Source organism: Mycobacterium sp. E1747 (genome assembly GCF_001667775.1).
Lineage (GTDB): Bacteria > Actinomycetota > Actinomycetes > Mycobacteriales > Mycobacteriaceae > Mycobacterium.
Genome location: NZ_LZJI01000203.1, coordinates 24,607 through 44,434 on the forward strand (window position 1 = coordinate 24,607; position 19,828 = coordinate 44,434).

Sequence of the window (19,828 nt, forward strand, 5' to 3'; positions counted from 1 at the left end):
CTATTCGGGTGCCCGTTAGGCTGGCCCGATGCGCCCCGCACTGTCCGAATACCAGCATCTGGCCAGCGGAAAGGTCCGCGAGATCTTTTCCGTCGACGACGAACACCTGCTGCTGGTCGCGACCGACCGGATCTCGGCGTACGACTACGTCCTCGACAGCACGATCCCGGACAAAGGCCGCATCCTGACCGCGATGAGCGTCTTCTTCTTCGGTCTGGTAGACGCGCCCAACCACCTGGCCGGTCCACCGGATGACCCGCGCATCCCCGCGGAGGTCCTGGGCCGTGGGCTGGTGGTGCGGCGGCTGGACATGCTGCCGGTGGAGTGTGTGGCGCGTGGTTACCTCACCGGGTCCGGCCTGTTGGACTATCAGGCGACCGGTACGGTCTGCGGCATCACGCTGCCGCCCGGCCTGGTCGAGGCCAGCAAATTCTCCGAGCCGCTCTTCACCCCCGCCACCAAAGCCGCGCTGGGGGACCACGACGAAAACATCTCGTTCGACGAGGTGATCGAGTTGGTGGGCGGGGTCCGCGCCAACCAGCTGCGCGACCGCACGCTGCAGACCTATGTTCAGGCTGCCGATCACGCCCTGACGAAGGGAATCATCATCGCCGACACCAAGTTTGAGTTCGGCACCGACCGCGACGGCAACCTGCTGCTGGCCGACGAGATCTTCACGCCGGACTCCTCGCGATACTGGCCGGCCGATGAGTATCGGGTTGGTGTGGTGCAGACGAGCTTCGACAAGCAGTTCGTTCGCAATTGGCTCACCAGCCCCCAGTCTGGCTGGGACCGCAACGGCTCGCAGCCGCCACCACCGCTGCCCGACGACATTATCGACGCCACCCGCGATCGCTATATCGATGCTTACGAACGCATTTCCGGCTTGAGTTTCGGCGACTGGATCGGCGCGTGACTTCGGCCGCAGCCCCGGTACCGCCCGTCGCGAAGCGGCAGGAGAAACGGCGTGAGCATCACGGAGACGTCTTTATCGATCCCTATGAATGGCTGCGTGAAAAGTCCGATCCCGAGGTCATCGCTTACCTCGAGGCGGAAAACGACTACGTCGACAAGATGACGGCTGACCTCGAACCGTTGCGGCAGAAAATCTTTGACGAGATCAAGGCACGTACCAAAGAGACCGATCTGTCGGTTCCGACGCGCCAGGGCGACTGGTGGTATTACGCCCGTACTTTCGAGGGCAAGCAGTACCGGGTTCAATGCCGTTGCCCAGTAAGCAATCCCGATGACTGGGATCCGCCGATCCTGGAGGAGGACACCGAAGTGCCCGGCGAGCAGATCCTGCTCGACTCGAACGCCGAGGCGCAGGGCCACGAATTTTTCGCGCTCGGTGCCGCCACCGTAACCCTGGACGGGAATCTGCTGGCGTACTCCGTCGACACCGTCGGCGACGAACGCTATACGTTGCGTTTCAAGGACTTGCGCACCGGCGAGCTCTATCAAGACGAGATCGCCGACATCGGGGCGGGCGCGACCTGGGCGGCCGACAACCACACGGTGTACTACCTGACTCTGGATGCGGCCCACCGCCCCGACAAGGTCTGGCGCTATCGCGTGGGCTCCGGCGAGCCCTCCGAGCTGGTATATCACGAAGCCGACGAACGATTTTGGCTTGGCGTCGGGCTGACTCGCAGCGAGGCCTACGTATTCATCGCATCGGGTTCCTCGATCACCTCCGAGTATCGGTACGCGGACGCCGCGGACCCGCGGGCAGCGTTCACCGTGGTGCTGCCACGGCGCGAAGGCATCGAGTACGCGGTCGAACACGCGGTCGTCGGCGGGCAGGACCGGTTCCTGATCCTGCACAACGAGGACGCGGTCAACTTCACCCTGACCGAAGCTCCGGTGAGCGACCCTACGCAACAGCGCACGCTCATTCCGCACCGCGACGACGTGCGGCTCGACGGCGTGGACGCCTTCGCGGGCCATTTGGTGGTGAGCTACCGGCGAGAGGCGCTGCCCCGCCTGCAGGTGTGGGATGTCGCCACCGACGGGGAATACGGCGAGCCCGAGGAGATTTCCTTCGACTCCGAGCTGATGTCGGCCGGTCTTGCCGGCAACCCGAACTGGCATGCGCCCAAGCTGCGGATCAGAGCGGGGTCGCTGGTCGTCCCGGCGCGGGTATACGACATCGACTTCGTCACCGGTGAACGCACGTTGCTGCGCGAACAACCCGTGCTCGGCGGTTACCGTACGACCGACTACGTGGAGCGGCGTGACTGGGCGATCGCCGACGACGGCGCCCGCATTCCGGTGTCCATCGTGCACCGCGTCGGGGTCGAGTTTCCCGCACCGACGCTGCTGTACGGCTACGGTGCCTACGAGATATGCACCGATCCCAGCTTTTCCATCGCGCGGCTGTCGCTGCTGGACCGGGGCATGGTGTTTGCGATCGCCCATGTCCGCGGCGGCGGTGAGATGGGCCGGCCGTGGTACGAGCATGGCAAGCTGCTGGAGAAGAAGAACACCTTCACCGATTTCGTCGCGGTGGCAAAGCATTTGGTAGAGACGGGCGTCACCCGGCCGCGCCGACTAGTGGCCCTTGGCGGGAGCGCGGGCGGCCTACTGATGGGGGCGGTGGCCAACCTGGCGCCGGAACTGTTCGCCGGAATCCTCGCGCAGGTGCCGTTCGTCGACCCGCTCACCACCATCCTCGATCCGTCCTTGCCGCTGACCGTCACCGAATGGGATGAATGGGGAAACCCCTTGCAGGACAAGGACGTCTACTCGTACATGAAGTCATATTCGCCGTATGAAAACGTCGAAGCCAAGCGGTATCCGGCCATCCTGGCGATGACTTCGCTCAACGACACCAGGGTCTACTACGTCGAGCCCGCCAAGTGGGTGGCAGCGTTGCGGCATGCCAACGGCAACGGCAGCCCGATCCTGCTGAAGACGCAGATGAACGCCGGTCACGGCGGAGTCAGCGGTCGCTACAAAGCGTGGCAGGAGACCGCTTTCCAATACGCCTGGCTGTTGGCCGCCGCCAATTCCGACGACACCGGCGGCCAGAACGACGGTCCCAGGGGTAGCTGAGCCGCACCGATCTCGCCGGGGTCGCGCCGCGGCGAGATACCAGCCGACGGCGGCCTAGTCGTCGGTCGGTCGGACCGGCGCACTCTTCGGTAGGAAAGCCGCCGGGATGATGGTGAACGCCACCAGAGCGACCGCCAGTACGAAGACCGTCGTGTACGCGTGGGAAAGATTGTTCAACAGGGCGCTCGCGACATCGGGCGGCAGCGCGTGCCGCGCTGCTCCCGAGGCCTCAGCCCCCGGCCCGTGCCCGCCGACGTTGGACGGCGCGGACGCGGCCTTGCCCGCGATGATGTCGTTGCGGTTGATCTGAGTCGTCACGATGACAGCCATCAGGGAGGCTCCGATGGAGCTACTCACCTCGAGGTTGACACTCACCAAGGTCGTGCCGCGTGCGATCTGGGCTGGGGAAAGTGCCTGAACGACCGCCGCGCCGAGCGGCGCGGTGGTGCAGCCGATACCCAGTCCCATGATCGCCAACCCGATCAGCAGCGTAGGTAGATAGTCGGCATGCCTGGCCACGCCGAAGGCGAAGATGCCCAGACCTCCCGCGATCAGGGGGAGGCCGAGCAACACGACCTTGCCCGGGCCGCGCTTGTCCGCGTACACCCCGGCAAGTGGCATGGTCAACGCGGCTCCCAGGGCCTGGGGGATCAGGCTCATCGCCGACTGCATCGGGGTTTCGTTCATTACCAGCTGGAAGTAGCTCGGCAACGTGAGCCCGGCTCCTACGTAGCCGACGGTGAAGACCAGCAGCGTCAGGTTGGCCTGCGTGACCACCCGGTTCTTCAGCAACCTCAAGTCGATAAGCGGATGATCAGTGCGACGCCAGGCGTGCAAGACGAACGCGGTAATCAGGATGAGGCCGATGATCACCGGTATCAGGACGTATCGGTCGGCTACCGTATGGCGTCCGGGAATGGACGATACCCCACACAGGAAGATCGCCACGCCCGGCGATAACAGCAGCGCACCGGTGAAGTCGAGCGCCTCGCTCGGCTCGGGACGGTCTTTCGGGAACAGGATCGCGGCAAGCAGGATGGTGGTGACTCCGATCGGCAGGTTGATCAGGAAGATCCACTCCCAGCCGTAGGTGTCGATCACCCAGCCGCCCAGAATGGGCGCACCGATTGGCGCAAGTATCAGCGGAATGCCGCCTATCGCTATCAAGCGACCAAGTCGTTGGGGGCCGGCCTCGCGTGTCAGGATCATCGAACTCAGCGGCATGAGCATACCGCCGCCGAGACCCTGTACTACGCGGAACATGATGAGCGCCAGGATGTTTGGCGCCAAGGCGCAGAGCAGCGAGCCTAGGGTGAAAACAAAAACCGCGCCCATGAACAGTCGTTTGGTGCCGAATCGATCGACTGCCCAACCGGTGACCGGGATCACGGTTGCCAACGCCAGCATGTAGCCCGCCATGGTCCACGACACAACGGCCAGGGTGGATCCGAACTGTGCGGCGAAGGTGCGTTGCGCCACGCTGACCACCGTGGTGTCCAGCAGCGCCATGATCGTGGCCATCCCACACACGGCCGCGACCCGGAACAGTGCGGCGTCCAGCTTGTCGGGATACTGCCGCTCGTCCGCGTTTGATTGTCCGGTGGCAGCACTCGGCACTGGGGGGTCGGAAGTCACGGAATCGGCCTTCTGCATGGCGTTGCCGAGCATATCTGTACCCGTACCCTCACGCGGACCCTTTCAGACGTTTGCTCCGGCCCCCGTCTTAATCTGCCGTTTGGGCTTGGTTCGATATCAGCTCACCACCATACCCAGGACCGTGAACTGGATCGGCACGGCGTCGCACCGCGCCCTGCTGCCTGCAGCTTCACCCACTTGCACGGCGCTCGTGCGTGCTAATGGCCCACCGTTTGGCTCGCCGGCTTTTTCGGCAGAAAAGACGCCGGAATGATCGTGAACACCACTAACACCACGGCTATCACAAATACCGACGTATAGGCGCGGGAAAGGTCATGCACGACGTTGTCCCAAAAGCCGGCGCTCAGCGTCTGGCGCGGTATCGCGGCCTGGTCGACGGGAACCCCGCTGACCGCGGCCTGCTGCTGTAGCGCCGCGAGTTTGTTGGCGGCGACGATGTTGTCGCTGCGATTGAACTGATTGGTCAGGATCATCGACATCAAGGCCGTGCCGACCGACCCGCCTACCTGATGGCTGACACTCATCAGCGTCGTGCCGCTGGCGATCTGGTGGGGGGCCAGCGCCTGCACCGCGGCGACGGACAACGGCATCATGGTGCAGCCCATCCCGAGGCCCATGATTGCCAGCCCAATCAGCAGCGTGGGCGAGTAGTCCGCCTGCCTGGCCACGCCGATGGCGAACGTGCCGAGGCCGGCGGTGATCAGCGCGATACCGACCAGCACGACCTTGCCGGGCCCCTGTCGGTCCACCAAGGGCCCGGTCAGACGCATGGTCAGCATCGCGCCGAGTCCCTGGGGGATCATGAGCAGGCCCGCCTGCATCGGCGTCTGGTGCAGCACCTCTTGGAAGTAACTCGGCAGGAGTAGGCCGGCGCCGAAGAAGGCGCCGGCGAAGACCACCATCGTCACATTGGCGTGGGTGAGCACCGGGTTGCGGAACAACCGCAGATCAATGAGTGGATGATCGGTGCGGTGCCACGCGTGCGCGACGAACCCGGCGATCAGGGCGAGGCCGATGGTGGCCGGTATGAGCACGTGGCGGTCGGCGATGGTGCCGCATCGCGGGATCGATGACACCGCGAACAAGAACATGGCCAGCCCGGGTGACAGCAGCAGCACGCCGACGAGGTCGAAGGTTTCCGACCGCGACGGGTGGTCCCGGGGAAAGACGATCGCCCCGAGTGCGATGGTCACGAGTCCGATCGGCAGGTTGATCAGGAATATCCACCGCCAGCTCGACGTGTCGATGAGCCAGCCGCCCAGGATCGGGCCACCGATCGGGGCGAGCAGCATCGGGATGCTCAGAATCGACATCAGGCGACCGAGTCGCCGCGGGCCCGCTTCACGCGTCAAGATCACGAAACTCAGGGGCAGCAGCATGCCGCCACCGATCCCTTGGGCTACCCGAAAGGCAATGAGCTGCAGGATATTTGCGGCCAGCGCGCACAGAAGGGAGCCCAGTGTGAAGGCGAGCACGGAGCCCAGGAAAAGCCGTTTGGTGCCGAACCGGTCGGCCGCCCACCCGGTGATCGGTATGACCGTCGCCAACGCCAGCGTGTAGCCCGTCATCGTCCATGCGACGACCGCCTGTGAAGACCCGAATTGGTCGATGAAGGTGCGCTGGGCCACGCTGACGACGGTGACGTCCACGATCGCCATGACCGTGGCCAGGATGCACACTCCGGAAATCCGCAGCAGGCCGGCGTCCAGCTTATCCGGATAGTCCCGCTCGCCCGCGCCCGGCTGCGGGGCGGGGTCGAAAGGCGGCGGCGTGTCGGCCGCCACGTACGGGGCCTGATCCATGGCGTTGCTTAGCATATCGAACTGATTCCTTCACCGTGTGGGCGCGGGGCCCGTTCCGGGTGGCGCGCAGGTCGCCCGACCTGCGGCCCAGCGGTATCGATATACGCCTGCCGTCTGCGTGTCCTTCACCGTTCCGAAACCTGAGGTCGTCAAACTGCGGGTGTGGCTGGAAAATTGATCGTCTCGGTCTCGGGGATCGGCGAACGCACCCTGAACGACGTCGAGGCGTTCTGCGCTCAAATGGATGCTCGTAACGTGCCGGTGTCGCTCTTGGTTGCTCCCCGGCTCAGCGGCGACTATCGGCTCGACCGCGACCCGCACACGGTCGAATGGCTGACCGAGCGCAGGTCCGGTGGCGACGCGATCGTGCTGCACGGCTATGACGATGCGGCCACCAAGAAGCGTCGCGGTGAGTTCGCCATCCTGCGCGCCCACGAGGCCAACCTGCGGCTAATGGCCGCCGACCGGGTGCTCGAGCACCTCGGCCTGCGCACCCGGCTGTTCGCTGCGCCCGGCTGGGTGGTGTCCCCGGGCGTGGTCAAAGCCTTGCCCGACAACGGTTTTCGGCTACTCGCGGATCTGCACGGAATCACCGACCTGGCCCAGCACGCCACCGTGCGCTCGCGCGTATTGGGCATCGGGGAAGGCTTTCTCACCGAGCCGTGGTGGTGCCGGATGGTGGTGCTGTCCGCCGAGCGGATCGCCCGCCGGGGCGGCGTCGTGCGGGTCGCCGTGGCCGCCCGCCACTTGCGCAAGCCCGGGCCCCTGCAGGCCATGGTCGACGCCGTGGACCTGTCGCTGATGCATGGCTGCGCACCGACGGTGTACCGCTGGCGGCGCGACAAGGCCATTCTCGACGCGGCCTGACGAAGCGCCCCCGCTCGGCGCGGGCACTACCCTGGTCGGACATGAGCGATTCTTCGGCCGCGGGGCTCGGCGCCGACGCCGTCATCGTCGGCGCGGGACTCGCGGGCTTGGTGGCCGCCTGCGAATTGGTGGACCGGGGGCTGCGGGTGTTGATCCTCGACCAGGAGAGCAGCGCCAACCTGGGTGGGCAAGCCTTCTGGTCGTTCGGTGGCCTGTTCTTCGTCGACAGCCCCGAGCAGCGCCGGCTGGGGATTCGCGACAGCCACGAACTCGCCCTACAAGACTGGCTCGGTACCGCGGCATTCGATCGGCCCGAGGACTACTGGCCACGCCAATGGGCGCACGCCTATGTCGATTTCGCCGCGGGAGAGAAGCGCCGTTGGCTGCGTGACCGGGGGCTGAAGATCTTCCCGCTGGTGGGCTGGGCCGAACGCGGCGGCTATGACGCACAGGGACACGGCAATTCGGTCCCCCGCTTCCATATCACCTGGGGTACCGGGCCGGCCCTGGTTGAAATCTTCGCCCGTCAGCTGCGGGACCGCTCTACCGTGCGCTTCGCACACCGCCACCGGGTCGACGAGTTGATCGTCGAGGGTGGCGCGGTGACCGGTGTCCGGGGCACGGTGCTCGAGCCTTCGGCCGTACCCAGGGGTGTGGCGTCGTCACGAACACCCGTGGGGCAGTTCGAGTTCCGCGTGCCCGCGGTGATCGTCACGAGCGGCGGGATCGGCGGCAACCATGAGCTGGTGCGTAAGAATTGGCCCGAGCGCATGGGCCGCATACCCGAGCAGCTACTTAGCGGGGTGCCCGCCCACGTCGACGGCAGGATGATCGGCATTTCCCAGCGGGCCGGCGCACGGGTGATCAACCCGGACCGGATGTGGCACTACACGGAGGGAATCACCAACTACGATCCCATCTGGCCGCTGCACGGCATCCGCATCATCCCCGGACCGTCGTCGTTGTGGCTCGACGCGACGGGCAAGCGGCTACCGGTACCGCTGTACCCCGGCTTCGACACCCTGGGCACGTTGGAATACATCACCAGATCCGAGTATGACTACACATGGTTCGTTTTGAACGCCAAGATCATTGAGAAAGAATTCGCACTCTCCGGGCAGGAACAGAATCCCGATCTGACCGGGCAGAGCCTGCGCGAGCTGCTGCGTAACCGGGCGCGCCCCGGGCCGCCCGGCCCGGTGCAGGCGTTCGTCGACCGGGGAGTGGACTTCGTCAGCGCGAACACGTTGCGCGAGTTGGTAACCGCGATGAACAAGCTGTCCGACGTGGCGCCGCTGGACTACGCCACCGTGGAGGCCGAGGTGACCGCCCGCGACCGCGAGGTGGCCAACAAGTTCAGCAAGGACGGACAGATCACCGCCATCCGCGCCGCCCGCGGCTATCTGGGCGATCGGCTGGGACGGGTGGTGGCACCCCACCGGCTGACCGACCCCAAGGCGGGGCCGATGATCGCGGTCAAGTTGCACATCCTGACCCGAAAGACGTTGGGCGGCATAGAGACCGACCTGGCCGGCCGTGTGCTGAAGGCCGACGGGACGCCGCTGACCGGGTTGTACGCCGCGGGCGAGGTGGCCGGGTTCGGCGGGGGCGGCGTGCACGGCTACCGCGCCCTGGAGGGCACATTCTTGGGCGGGTGCATCTTCTCCGGGCGCGCCGCCGGCCGCGGTGTCGGCGACGATATCGCCTAGCGGCTTCGGGCGAGCAGACGCAAAATCGCAGTGCGGGGGCACCGATTGTGCGATTTTGCGTCTATTCGCCCTAGAAGGTGACTGCGTCCTCTTCGGGGAGCACTTGGAAGTCGGTGGTGGTCATCTCGGTGAGCCGGCCGTAATAGATGCCGCGCGCGTCGGGGGCGATGATCCCTTGGTGGATGGGCACGGCGCGCGCGGGCGCGACCGCTCGCAGATAGTCGACGGCCTCGGAGATCTTCATCCACGGCGCGGCCGCCGGCGTAGCCAACACGTCGACCGGCTCGTCGGGCACGAACAGCGCATCACCGGGATGCATCAGTCTGGCCCGATGATCGCCGTCGCCCACCAGAAACGAAATGTTCTCTATCACAGGGATTTCCGGGTGGATGACGGCGTGTTTGCCGCCCACGGCGCGCACTGTCAGTTCACCGATCCGCAGTTGGTCACCGACGTGCACCGCCTGGCACGGCGCCCCGAGCTGGGCGGCGGTTTGCGGGTCGGCGTACAGGGCCGCGCCCGGGTTGCCTTCGAGCAGCGCCGGCAGGCGGGCGCCGTCCACGTGGTCGGGGTGCTGATGGGTGATCAGGATGGCCGACAGCCCGGTTATGCCCTCGAAACCGTGCGCGAAGGTTCCGGGATCGAAGAGCACGCGGGCCTGGTCGAATTCTGCAAGTAGACAGGAGTGGCCGAAATGCGTCAGTTGCATGTCTACGATTGTGCCCTGACGGAAGGGTGATGCCGATGCGGGTGATCCTGGCGACCATCGTGGTGGTCGGCGGCCTCGCGGTGGCGTTGGTCGTCGCGGTGCCCGCACATACCGACCCGCAGGCTTGCCCGCCCGTATGCGACCAGATCCCGGATTCCGCCTGGATCCAGCGACGGGCCGTGCCACTGGACCCCGTTTACGGTTGGCCCGCGCTGGCGGGGCTGGCGGCGCAGGTGACCGGGGCGGCGCCCGCGCCCCGATTCCGGTTCGAGGAGCTCTGCGCCACGGCTCCGGTGGTGCGGGACCCCCGCGGCGCGGCGGTCGTGGCGCGCGCCACCGTCGCCCATCCCGAGGGGCAGTGGCAGTTGCAGGCGCAGATCCTGCACTGGCGCGGCGATACGGCCAGCGGCGGCGCCATCGCTTCTTCGGCGTTCAGTGCTGCCGTGGGCGCGCTGCGCTCCTGTCAGCAGCGGGCGCCGCTGCAATCCCCATCGATCACTACCGACGAAACCACCCGGATGGCCGCGGTGATCAGCGGTCCCATCGTCATGCACACCTATCTGGTCGCCCACCCGTCGAGCAGCACGATCAGCGAACTCACGCTCTGGTCGTCGGCACCGCCGCAGGTTGCTTGGCCTGCCATGGCCGACGATCCGGTGCTGAACGCGATGACCGCGCCCCTGTGCGAGGCCTACATTGCGTCGTGCCCGTAGCGGCCGAGCTGCGCTTTCGCCGGTAGAGTTGGCGCGGACACAAATCTGAGGAGGAGCGCCGGTGGGCCGGGTAGTCGTTCATGTGATGCCCAAAGCGGAGATTCTCGACCCGCAGGGTCAGGCGATCGTCGGCGCGTTAGGCCGGCTCGGTCATCCGGGGATCTCAGAAGTCAGACAAGGCAAAAGGTTCGAACTCGAAGTGGACGAAACCGTCGACGACTCGGTGCTCGCCGACATAGCGGAGACGCTTTTGGCGAACACCGTGATCGAGGACTGGACGATCAGCCGGGAGCCCCGGTGACCGCGCGGATCGGCATCATCACGTTCCCCGGGACGCTGGACGACGTCGACGCCGCCCGGGCGGCGCGGCGTGTCGGTGCCGAGGCCGTCAGCCTGTGGCACGCCGATGCCGACCTCAAGGGCGTCGACGCGGTGGTGGTGCCCGGCGGTTTCTCCTACGGTGACTACCTGCGGGCGGGTGCAATCGCCAGGTTCGCCCCGGTGATGGGTGAAGTGGTGGCCGCCGCGAACCGCGGCATGCCAGTTTTGGGCATCTGCAACGGGTTTCAGGTGCTCTGCGAGGCGGGGCTGCTGCCGGGGGCCCTGACCCGCAACGTCGGTTTGCACTTCGTCTGCCGCGATGTGTGGTTGCGCGTGGCGTCGACGTCGACGGCCTGGACGTCGCGCTTCGAGCCCGATGCGGACCTGCTGGTACCGCTGAAGTCCGGCGAGGGTCGCTACGTGGCGCCGGCCGACGTCGTCGAAGAGCTCGAGGGCGAAGGCCGGGTGGTATTCCGCTACCACGACAATCCCAACGGCTCGCTGCACGACATCGCCGGCGTCAGCTCCGCCAACGGCCGGGTGGTCGGACTGATGCCGCATCCCGAGCACGCCATCGAAGCGTTGACGGGCCCGTCCGACGACGGCTTGGGCCTGTTTTATTCGGTGTTGGACGCGGCACTTTCGGTCTAGGCGGAAACCCGCCGGGCGCCTCCACACGGCGGGGGCGCGCGCCAAGCGGTGGTGCCACTCGGGATTTCGGGGCTCGCGGTTCAGCGGCGCGGAACACGCACGTCGCTCCCGCCCGTTGGGGTGAGGACTTAACCGGCAGGATCAGCCGGCGTCGCGCAACAACGGATGCGCCGTCGGCAGTTCGACGGCCGGGTTGAGGTCGTCGAACAACTCGGTCGCGTCCGCGATGGTGCGGTCGACGAAGGCAGCGAAATCGTCGAACGAGACGTTCCGTCGGATCCAGTGCGACCTGCGCGCGACCACGCCGATCCGGTGCGGATCGGATGACCCGTGCACGATCGCCGTCACCTCGCGGTCCTGGCGGTTCCACGTGTCCGAGAAGTGCACCAGCCAGGGTCGCTCGGAGGCGGGGAAGAAGTAGCCGGGAGTGACGCGAATGATCAGCACATCGCCGTGCGCGGGCGAGATCTCGAGATGGACGTGCAAGCGCCGCGGGTTGGCGCTGGTGACGAAGAAGTATTCGCCATCGTGGTGGCCGCGGAAATAGCGCCGCCCTCGGACGCGCAGGTACCGTTCGACCAGGTTCGCGCACGTGGGCTCGTTCGTCATGAAAACATGTTGCGGCCGGTGGCTTTGCGGATGCTGGGAGACGAACCATGAGTCACCGAAGAATGTGTTGAGAATTGGCTGAGCGAATGGGGGCGGGTTCCGTCGGCCGCCGAGGTCAGTCGGTCACACGCCGCTCGACGATCCCGGCGCCGGGGCCCGGCACGGTTCCTTGGCAGCGTCAGGGAAAACCGGTATCGCTCGGGGCGGTTATAAAACTCCGCGACCTCAAGGGCCTTGTCGTCTTTGCCGTGACTTATGCGTTCGAGCACAAGCACCGGAGAACCCAATGGCCGATGCAACGCGCCGGCTACCTCGAGGGAGGCGCCGGCCGCGTGAATCTCGTAGGTGGCGCGGGCGACGGGGACCTCGAGGCGGCGCGCCCACATCGTGTAGGTGCTTTCCATCGGGTGCTCGCGGGGACGCAGCCCCGCCTAACCCGAAAGGTCGGCAGTCTCGAGGTCCGGCGACCCAGTGGTCATAAGGCGTACTCAAACGTCTGGTGAGCGGGGCGTAAAGGTGGCCGCCGTTCTGTCGTCGACGAAGCGTTGGGCTGAGTCGGATTAGTCTGGTGCCGAATGATTTTCCTCAGCCGTAGGGAGGGCCGGACGTGGGGCTCGTCGTGGAACGGATCGACCATGTGGTGCTGAACTGCCGAGACGTCGAGGCCACCGCCGCATGGTACGAGCGCGTTCTTGGGATGCGGCGGGAAACGTTCGGGTCGTCCAACCGAATCGCTTTGCGGTTCGGGGAGCAAAAACTGAACCTGCGGCCCGTCGGGGCGCTGGGCGATGACCCCGAGTGGGTCACCGGTTCGGTCGAAGCGGCGGGGTCCGAGGACCTGTGTTTCATCACTCGTTGCGGGCCGGACGAGGTGCGCTCCCACCTCGTGCGTTGTGGAGCGGAGATCGTCGCGGGGCCCGTCACCAGGACGGGGGCCTTGGGTCCGATGACCTCGCACTACTGCCGGGACGTCGATGGGAATCTTGTCGAAATCGCCGTTTACTGAAGGGGATACAACGCCGGCAGGTTCACCACGACGGCCTCCTGGGTGCTGCGCGCGATGACCACCTCCGCCGGTGTGTCGGGGTCGGGGTTTTCCTCTCGGTGCGGCAGATACGGGGGGATGAACACATAGTCGCCGGGTGAAGTCGAGATACGTACCTCTTGCGCTCCGTCGTGGAAGACGAATTCCGGGTGGCCGCTGCGCACGTAGATGGCGGTTTCCGAGTCGCCGTGATGGTGGTCGGACGAGACGGTCGAGGGCGACGCGTGCGTCTCGCCCATCCAGAGTTTTTCGGCACCGACCGACGTCCGGCTGAGCGCGGCGAAGCGGCGCAGTCCCTCCGACTGCGCGGTGTCGGAGCTGATATCGGCTGCCTTGACGTGGTGCACCCGGTTGTGGGTTGCCTGCGGTGTTGTCTCCTCGAAGTCCGGGTGGAATCCGTCTGCGGTGGCCATGTGTCAATTATGGTCCGACGCATCCCGATACGCCTCGAGGAGCCGCAGCCAAAGCTCGCTGATCGTGGGGAAGCAGGGCACGGCGTGCCACAACCGGTCGACGGGCACCTCGCCCGCGACGGCGATGGTGGCGGAATGGAGAATTTCGGTGACCCCCGGCCCGACCAGCGTGACCCCAAGCAAGCAACCGCGATCGAGGTCCACCACCATCCGCGCCCGCCCGGCGTACCCGTCCGCATAAAGCTTCGCCCCCGTCACGAGGTCACCGATCTGCACATCGACGGTCCGCACCCGATGGCCGGCCTGTTCGGCCTGCCGGGCCGTCAGGCCGACCGCGGCGGCTTCGGGAACGGTGAAGAAGGCCTGCGGCACGGCGTAATGGTCGGCGGTGGTTGCGTGCCGGCCCCACGGCGCGGTGTCCACCGCGTCACCCGCGGCCCGGGCTCCGATGGCCGCTCCGGCGATGCGGCCCTGGTACTTCCCCTGATGAGTCAGCAGGGCGCGGTGATTGACGTCGCCCGCCGCGTAGAGCCAACCGTCTTCGACGGCCCGCACTTGGCAGGTGTCGTCGACGTCGAGCCAGTCGCCGGGTGTTAGCCCGACGGTGCGCAGGCCGATGTCGTCGGTGAGCGGTGCGCGGCCCGTCGCGAAAAGCACTTCGTCGACCACCAATTCGGAGCCATCGTCCAGTACCAGGGTCACCTCTGCGCCGCCGGGCCGGCGCAGCGCGCGCACCGATACACCGACGCGCACGTCGACGCCCGCATCGGCGAGGCCACGTCCCATGAGCTCACCGACGAAGGGCTCCATCCGCGGCAGTAGGCCCGAACCCCGTGCGAGGAGCGTCACCTGAGAGCCCAATCCTCGCCATGCGGTTGCCATTTCGACGCCCACACCGCCGGCGCCCACCACCGCGAGCCGCTCGGGGACCGAACTACTGTCGGTGGCCTGACGGTTGGTCCACGGCCGCGCTTCGTCGATGCCGGGCAAGTCGGGCAGCAGGGGCCGGCTGCCGGTGCAGACCACGACGGCGTGCCGCGCGGTCACGACGGACGTGGCTCCGTCGGACGCGGTGACCGCGACTCGCCGGGCGCCGTCCAATCGGCCATGGCCGCGTACCAGGGTGGCGCCGATGCCAGCCACCCAGTCGGCCTGGCCGGTGTCGTCCCAGTCGGTGACGTAGCGGTTGCGGCGGCCGAAGACCCCCGCAACGCTGATGGGCCCGCTGACCGCCTCACGCGCGCCGTCGACTTGGCGGACCTCCGCGACGGCGATCACCGGACGCAGCAGGGCTTTACTGGGCACGCAGGCCCAGTAGGAACACTCGCCGCCGACGAGTTCGCGCTCGACCAGCGCGACGCTCAGGCCCGCGGCCCGGGCACGCTCTGCGGCGTTCTGCCCGATCGGCCCGGCGCCGAGCACAACGACGTCATAGCCGGTCTCTTCATGTGTCATCTTTGGTGTCCTCCCCGGTTGTATTCAGTTGTCGATCAGCTGTGCGGCGAGCTGGGGCAGGTCACGCGCCACCAAGTTCGGTGGGGGCAGCCCCTCGACGGCCAGATTGCCGGGCCGGGCGATGAGCGCCCCGCTGAAGCCGACATTCTGGGCACCTAGGATGTCCCACGCGTGGGCGGCCACCATCATGCAGTCGGCCGGGGCCACTTCGAGCGTCTCGCACGCGTATCGGTACACGGCGGGCGACGGCTTGAAGGCGTGGCATGCGTCGACGCTCAATTGGTGTTCGAAGAATTCGGCCAGACCGGAACTCTGCAGTGCCGTGGGCCCATCCGGGTTGGGTGGTGAGTTGGTCAGCGTGATCAGGCGAAAACCGTTGTCTTTCAACCTGGCGAGTCCCTCCGCCGCGTCCGGGTGGGCGGGCATGGTGAGCAAGCCGGTCTTCAGGCGGTGCGCGTCAGCGTCGGAGACGGCCACCCCGTGGATATCGCCAACCATGCGAAACACGCCTTGAGCCAGTGTGGAGAAGTCCACATAACAGTCCGCCAATGTCGCCGACATCGAGTACATGACCAACTGGGCGAACCACTCGCGAAGCACTCGCCGGTCGCCGAACCGTTCAGCGAAAAGCGGTGACAGCGACTCGATGTCGACCAACGTCTCGTTAACGTCGAACACCAGGACGGACGGCACGGGCATGATCAGGCTTCGACCTTCCTCAGATTGGGAACGTCCGGTCGTAGATACCCGATCAAACAAAGGCAAATCAATGTCATTCCCAGCAACGGCCACCAGAGGGCGGTCAACCCGGCCGTTGTGAAAACGCCGACCGTGATGAAGGATCTCATCCGCATGAGCCTGCGCATCCGATCGGTGAGGTCTTCGTGGGCCGGCCGATCGATCACTTCGCGGCATAACGCCAGATAGGTGACGTTGACGAGGACGAAGACGAACGCGTACAAGGCCACGGGCGCCGCGGCGAGCCTGCTGTCGGCGATCCACTCGGTGGTGATCGGAATGAGCGAGACCGAAAACAAGTGTGCGAAATTCGACCACACCAACCGCGGCGTCGCCAGCTCCGCGTAGCTGAGCAAGTGATGATGGTTGACCCACACGATCGCGATGAACAGGTAGCTCACCACATAACTCAGGCCGGTCGGCCACAGGGGTAGCAACGCGCTGAAGCTGTGGGCGGCCGGCGGCCTGAGCTCGAGCACCAGGATCGTGATCAGCACCGCGAAAACCCCGTCGGAGAATGCTCCTACCCTGTCCGGGTTGGTTTTCCGCCCGACCACTACGCCTCCTCAGGCCGAAGTCCTTATTTGATCCCCGCGGTTGGTGTCTTCCCTAAGACCTCATCTGTGTCGAGCCCCCGGTCGACCCCGTGGGGAATGACGGTCTGGCCGGGCTCGAGCCGCAGCTGCTTGCCGTCGAGGTAGACGTCGATCTTGTCCGGTTCGAAGGACACCAAGTCACTGACTCGCATCACCTCGCGCCAGGCGTTCCGATAAGACCACGCCGCGCGCTTGCGGTCGCCGATATCGTAGTAGGAGCAGATCCCCTTGTATGGGCAAAAGGTCTGCGTGTCAACCAGTTCGAGGGCAGATTCGTCAATGTCCTCGCGTGTCACGTACCAGCGCGGCGCGAACCCGGATTCGTACAGGGCGAGCGGACGCCTGGTGTCGGCAATCACCCGGTCGCCGTTGCGTACGGTCAGATGCCTTGCAGTGGAACGGATATCGATCCGATGATAGGCATCGGCAGCATGTCCGACGATGCGTTCGTCCTCTTCGTAGAAGGCGTCCATAGCGCGCCACGCGAATGCCAGGTGCCCGTCGAGGATCGATGCATACGGTGGCAGGGCCGTGTGCTGCCAGGCGGCGTGGCTGGTCGCCCGCTCCGCGACTTTGATAGTGAACCACTTTGTGTCGCGCAAGTCCTCATGCTGCGTGAGCCTGTCTTCGGCCGCCAGGACCCCGGCCTCGATATCGCCGAGTGGGAAGTAGGCGACCGGATAGCGGCCAGGCTCATGCAACAGAACTACGTTCTCGCTGTCGGCGATCCATCTGTCCGCGAAAAGCACTCGCATCCGCCGCCGCAGCGGCTCCACGTACAGCAACCGTCGTGGTAGCGGCCCCTCGGTCAGGAACCGTCCCACCGATCCGGTTGCAAGCGGACCTTGCTGCCATGCCAGCCCCATTGTTGAGTCCCTCCTCCGCGAAATCGTTGCCGGACAGGCTTCTCACCGCATCACGACGACCATCTTGCCGCCGGCTTCTCCCGATTCCATCACGCGGTGCGCCTCGTGAATCTCGTCGAAAGCGAAGACGCGGGACGGCTTGGCCTCCAGCCTGCCCTGTGCGACCTGCCGCGCGATGTCTTGCAGGGGGACATCAGATAGCGGAAAGCCAGGTTCCCCAAACACGAAGCTGCCAAAGAAGTTCCAGTTGACCCCGCTCGCCATGCGCAACAGCGGGTTGAAATTTCCGATCGGTTCGAGCCCGCCCAGCCATCCCGCCAGGCAGGCCGTTCCGCCACGGCGCAACATGTCGAGGGAGTCCAGGATGGTGCTGTTGCCGACCAAGTCCAGGACGGCATCGACCTGCTTGGCCTCGGAGAGATGGTCGGCCAAATCGTGCCTTTCCACTTCGACGCGGGATGCGCCCAGCCCCTCAAGGATCGGAAACCGGACGTGGCTTCGCGCGGTGGCAATGACGCGTGCGCCGGCGGCGACGGCCATCTTGAGCGCGGCCTGCCCGAGCGACGAGGTCGCGCCGCGCAGGACCAACGTCTGTCCGGACTTCAGGTCGAGGTTGCGGAAGAGGCAGGTCCAAGCGACCGCGTAGGTTTCGGGCAGCGCGGCCAACTGCGGCCAGGGCAGATCGGATTCGATGAGGGCGACGTTCGCCGCGCGCACGCGGGTGTACTGCGCGTAGCTGCCATTGATGGTTCGGCCCAGGCCGCCCATCAATGCCGCGACCTTGGCGCCAACGGGGAACTCGCCGCCCGGGCAGGAATCGACGACGCCGACGCATTCAATGCCGCTGACCTCCGCGGCTTCGGCCCATTCGCCCCGGCGCATGTGCAGCTCGGCGTGATTGATACCGAAGGCCTTGACCTCGATCACCACTTCGCCGTCCCTGGGCAGCGGCTTCGGAATGTCTTCGTAGGCCAAGCTGTCCAGGCCGCCGAACCCTTTCAGGACGATCGCGCGCATGGTCTCGCCGCCGGGCTGCTCGCGCACCATCGCGGGGGCGGTGGGTAGCTCAGGCGCATCGGTGGTGGACACGCGCCGCTCCTCCCAAGTATTCAGCGGACGCTGGGACATCAACGGTTGTGTCGGAACTGGTGAGCTGCCGCCAGACGTTACTGGGCCAATCAACCCAATTATTATGGGCTAGCCATCCCAGTATGTCCAGCGGGCGGTAACGTCACCCGGATCGGGAAGTGCCGCGGCGCCGGGTCGAAGTGGATCGGCCCTTGCGCGTTCGCGGCGCGAACGAGCGAACGTAGTAGACGGCGGCGTTGACGGCGGCGCGCAGCGGTTCCGCGTCCCCGGTCGAGTACGTCAGCATGGCCCCGCCTTGGTGGGCGACGACCAACGACACCGCCAGGTGCCGCGGATCGGCGTCAGGGCGCAGGTCGCCGCGCCGGCGCATCGCCGTAAGACCGGTCTCGAACAAACCGATCCACGCGTCATAACCGGCGGAGAGATCGTCGTGAATTTCGTCGTCGGCATCGATCAGCTCGCCCGCCAAGGAGCCGTAGACGCAACCGCCGACCCGGTACACGGTGTCGACGTCGGCGATGCAGGCGTCGGCCCAGGCCTGCAGCGCGGCGAAGCTGTCGAGGGCGCCCAACGGTGGCTGAGTGTGGAAAGCTCGCACGTCGTCGCGGCGGGTGGAAATCACCTGACGGGTCAGATCGCGTTTGTCCCGGAAGTAGTGCGCGACCTGTGAGCCGCCCACTCGCGCTGCACGCCGCACCTGCTCGATGCTGGTGTTGGCGACGCCACGCTCGAACATGAGCCGCGCGGCGGCGTCGATGATGCGCGCGCGAGTCGCCAGGCCCTTGCGGGTGAATTGTGCTGGGCTGTCGTCGCTCACGTGGCGGTCCTCGCGCGTCGTCGCGGACGCCGCGCAGGTCTTGGCACCCGCTCGTCGGGGTCGGCGGCGAAGGTGCGCAGGTAGTTGATCGCGAAGCGAACTGCGTCGGCATGCGGCCATTCCGCCCGGTAGGTGAAGGCCAAGGTGCCACCGCCCTGATGGGCGGCGACAATGACCATCGCCAAGCGTCGAGGGTCGGCGTCCGCGACCAAGACGCCGTCATCTTTCATCCGCTGGATCGCGGCCTCGAGCAGGTCGACCCACTGCCAATAGCCGGTCGCCAGCGTTTCACGCGTCGGGTCGTCGGACTTCGCCAGCTGGGCGGCAAGTGCGTGGTAGGTGGGCGTGCCGAAAAATCCGATGCGCCTGAGGTACCGCATGTTGAGATCACCCCAACGCTCGAAGTCGTCGAACGACGCCAGGCCTCCTAGCTTGGGCTGCCGGTGAAAGTCGAGGACCACCCCAATCTGGCGCCGGAGAACCGCGCGGATCAGCGCGCCCTTGTCGGCGAAGTAATGGGCAAGCTGGGAACCGCTGACCGACGCGGCCCTGCGAACGTTCTCCATGTTCGCCGCGGACAGGCCCTCGGTGACGATCAGTTGGGCGGCCGCTTCCACGACGCGATCCCGGGTGGCGCGCCCCTTGGCGGTCAACCGTTGTTCATCGTGAACACCGGGATGGGCCATGGCGTCAGGCTAACCCGCGAGCGCTCCAA

General features: G+C 66.2%; 19 protein-coding genes and 2 pseudogenes. 8 read left to right on the top strand and 13 right to left on the bottom strand.

Annotated features, from left to right (window positions below):
* Positions 1–28 precede the first annotated feature (28 nt).
* On the top strand, positions 29–916 hold the full coding sequence (locus A5695_RS20880) for a phosphoribosylaminoimidazolesuccinocarboxamide synthase (protein WP_068086571.1): 888 nt from the start codon (positions 29–31) through the stop codon (positions 914–916).
* Positions 913–3,057 carry a S9 family peptidase gene (locus A5695_RS20885; RefSeq protein ID WP_068086574.1) on the top strand — a complete coding sequence of 715 codons (2,145 nt, stop codon included), beginning with the start codon at positions 913–915 and terminating at the stop codon, positions 3,055–3,057. Before A5695_RS20880 ends, A5695_RS20885 begins: the two co-directional genes overlap by 4 nt.
* 54 nt (positions 3,058–3,111) lie before the next feature.
* On the opposite strand, the gene A5695_RS20890 is transcribed toward A5695_RS20885, so the two are convergent.
* Positions 3,112–4,725: a DHA2 family efflux MFS transporter permease subunit gene (locus A5695_RS20890; protein ID WP_068086577.1), complete on the bottom strand. Its 1,614-nt coding sequence runs from the start codon at positions 4,723–4,725 to the stop codon at positions 3,112–3,114.
* Positions 4,726–4,910: 185 nt separating this feature from the next.
* On the bottom strand, positions 4,911–6,530 hold the full coding sequence (locus A5695_RS20895; protein WP_068086580.1) for a DHA2 family efflux MFS transporter permease subunit: 1,620 nt from the start codon (positions 6,528–6,530) through the stop codon (positions 4,911–4,913).
* Between the two features lie 147 nt (positions 6,531–6,677).
* Between A5695_RS20895 and A5695_RS20900 the strand changes: the two genes are divergently transcribed.
* Positions 6,678–7,382 carry a DUF2334 domain-containing protein gene (locus tag A5695_RS20900; RefSeq protein ID WP_068086583.1) on the top strand — a complete coding sequence of 235 codons (705 nt, stop codon included), beginning with the start codon at positions 6,678–6,680 and terminating at the stop codon, positions 7,380–7,382.
* Positions 7,383–7,423: 41 nt separating this feature from the next.
* On the top strand, positions 7,424–9,091 hold the full coding sequence (locus A5695_RS20905; RefSeq protein ID WP_068086586.1) for an FAD-binding dehydrogenase: 1,668 nt from the start codon (positions 7,424–7,426) through the stop codon (positions 9,089–9,091).
* A gap of 70 nt (positions 9,092–9,161) precedes the next feature.
* Here A5695_RS20905 and A5695_RS20910 read toward each other — a convergent pair whose 3' ends face one another.
* Positions 9,162–9,800, bottom strand: a complete 639-nt coding sequence (locus tag A5695_RS20910; protein ID WP_068086589.1) for an MBL fold metallo-hydrolase — start codon at positions 9,798–9,800, stop codon at positions 9,162–9,164.
* On the opposite strand from A5695_RS20910, the pseudogene A5695_RS20915 reads away from it, so the two are divergent.
* From A5695_RS20915 to purQ, 3 genes and pseudogenes are all read left to right on the top strand, one after another.
* Positions 9,777–10,513, top strand: a pseudogene (locus tag A5695_RS20915) (ATPase). The gene A5695_RS20910 and the pseudogene A5695_RS20915 overlap by 24 nt on opposite strands.
* Positions 10,514–10,574: 61 nt before the next feature.
* A complete protein-coding gene (gene purS, locus A5695_RS20920; RefSeq protein WP_068086597.1) occupies positions 10,575–10,814 on the top strand; it encodes a phosphoribosylformylglycinamidine synthase subunit PurS in 240 nt (79 codons plus the stop codon).
* Positions 10,811–11,485, top strand: a complete 675-nt coding sequence (gene purQ / locus A5695_RS20925; protein ID WP_068086600.1) for a phosphoribosylformylglycinamidine synthase subunit PurQ — start codon at positions 10,811–10,813, stop codon at positions 11,483–11,485. Before purS ends, purQ begins: the two co-directional genes overlap by 4 nt.
* 141 nt (positions 11,486–11,626) lie before the next feature.
* On the opposite strand, the gene A5695_RS20930 is transcribed toward purQ, so the two are convergent.
* Together A5695_RS20930 and A5695_RS20935 are read right to left on the bottom strand one after the other, a co-directional pair.
* Positions 11,627–12,094 (bottom strand): hypothetical protein, encoded by a 468-nt coding sequence (locus A5695_RS20930; RefSeq protein ID WP_068086603.1) that lies wholly within the window; start codon positions 12,092–12,094, stop codon positions 11,627–11,629.
* A gap of 115 nt (positions 12,095–12,209) precedes the next feature.
* A pseudogene (locus A5695_RS20935) lies at positions 12,210–12,498 on the bottom strand (UTRA domain-containing protein); the annotation flags it as partial.
* A gap of 203 nt (positions 12,499–12,701) precedes the next feature.
* On the opposite strand from A5695_RS20935, the gene A5695_RS20940 reads away from it, so the two are divergent.
* Positions 12,702–13,100 carry a VOC family protein gene (locus A5695_RS20940; protein WP_068086611.1) on the top strand — a complete coding sequence of 133 codons (399 nt, stop codon included), beginning with the start codon at positions 12,702–12,704 and terminating at the stop codon, positions 13,098–13,100.
* Here the strand turns inward: A5695_RS20940 and A5695_RS20945 are convergent.
* The 8 genes from A5695_RS20945 to A5695_RS20980 form a co-directional block, all read right to left on the bottom strand.
* Positions 13,094–13,552 (bottom strand): cupin domain-containing protein, encoded by a 459-nt coding sequence (locus A5695_RS20945; RefSeq protein ID WP_068086613.1) that lies wholly within the window; start codon positions 13,550–13,552, stop codon positions 13,094–13,096. The two genes, A5695_RS20940 and A5695_RS20945, sit on opposite strands and share 7 nt — an antisense overlap.
* A 3-nt stretch (positions 13,553–13,555) precedes the next feature.
* On the bottom strand, positions 13,556–15,007 hold the full coding sequence (locus tag A5695_RS20950; RefSeq protein ID WP_068086616.1) for an NAD(P)/FAD-dependent oxidoreductase: 1,452 nt from the start codon (positions 15,005–15,007) through the stop codon (positions 13,556–13,558).
* Positions 15,008–15,031: 24 nt separating this feature from the next.
* Entirely contained in the window at positions 15,032–15,706 is a 675-nt protein-coding gene (locus tag A5695_RS20955) for a haloacid dehalogenase type II (RefSeq protein ID WP_068086619.1), read from the bottom strand.
* Positions 15,707–15,708: 2 nt separating this feature from the next.
* Positions 15,709–16,302, bottom strand: coding sequence for a TMEM175 family protein (locus A5695_RS20960; protein WP_068086621.1), 594 nt, complete (start codon positions 16,300–16,302; stop codon positions 15,709–15,711).
* 23 nt (positions 16,303–16,325) lie between these two features.
* Positions 16,326–17,207 carry a DUF427 domain-containing protein gene (locus A5695_RS20965; protein ID WP_068086624.1) on the bottom strand — a complete coding sequence of 294 codons (882 nt, stop codon included), beginning with the start codon at positions 17,205–17,207 and terminating at the stop codon, positions 16,326–16,328.
* A 42-nt stretch (positions 17,208–17,249) separates the two neighbouring features.
* Positions 17,250–18,296: a zinc-binding dehydrogenase gene (locus A5695_RS20970; RefSeq protein WP_068086627.1), complete on the bottom strand. Its 1,047-nt coding sequence runs from the start codon at positions 18,294–18,296 to the stop codon at positions 17,250–17,252.
* 142 nt (positions 18,297–18,438) lie between these two features.
* Complete coding sequence (locus A5695_RS20975; protein WP_068086630.1) at positions 18,439–19,113, bottom strand: TetR/AcrR family transcriptional regulator; 675 nt, start codon at positions 19,111–19,113, stop codon at positions 18,439–18,441.
* A complete protein-coding gene (locus A5695_RS20980; protein ID WP_068086632.1) occupies positions 19,110–19,799 on the bottom strand; it encodes a TetR/AcrR family transcriptional regulator in 690 nt (229 codons plus the stop codon). Before A5695_RS20980 ends, A5695_RS20975 begins: the two co-directional genes overlap by 4 nt.
* Positions 19,800–19,828: the final 29 nt, after the last annotated feature.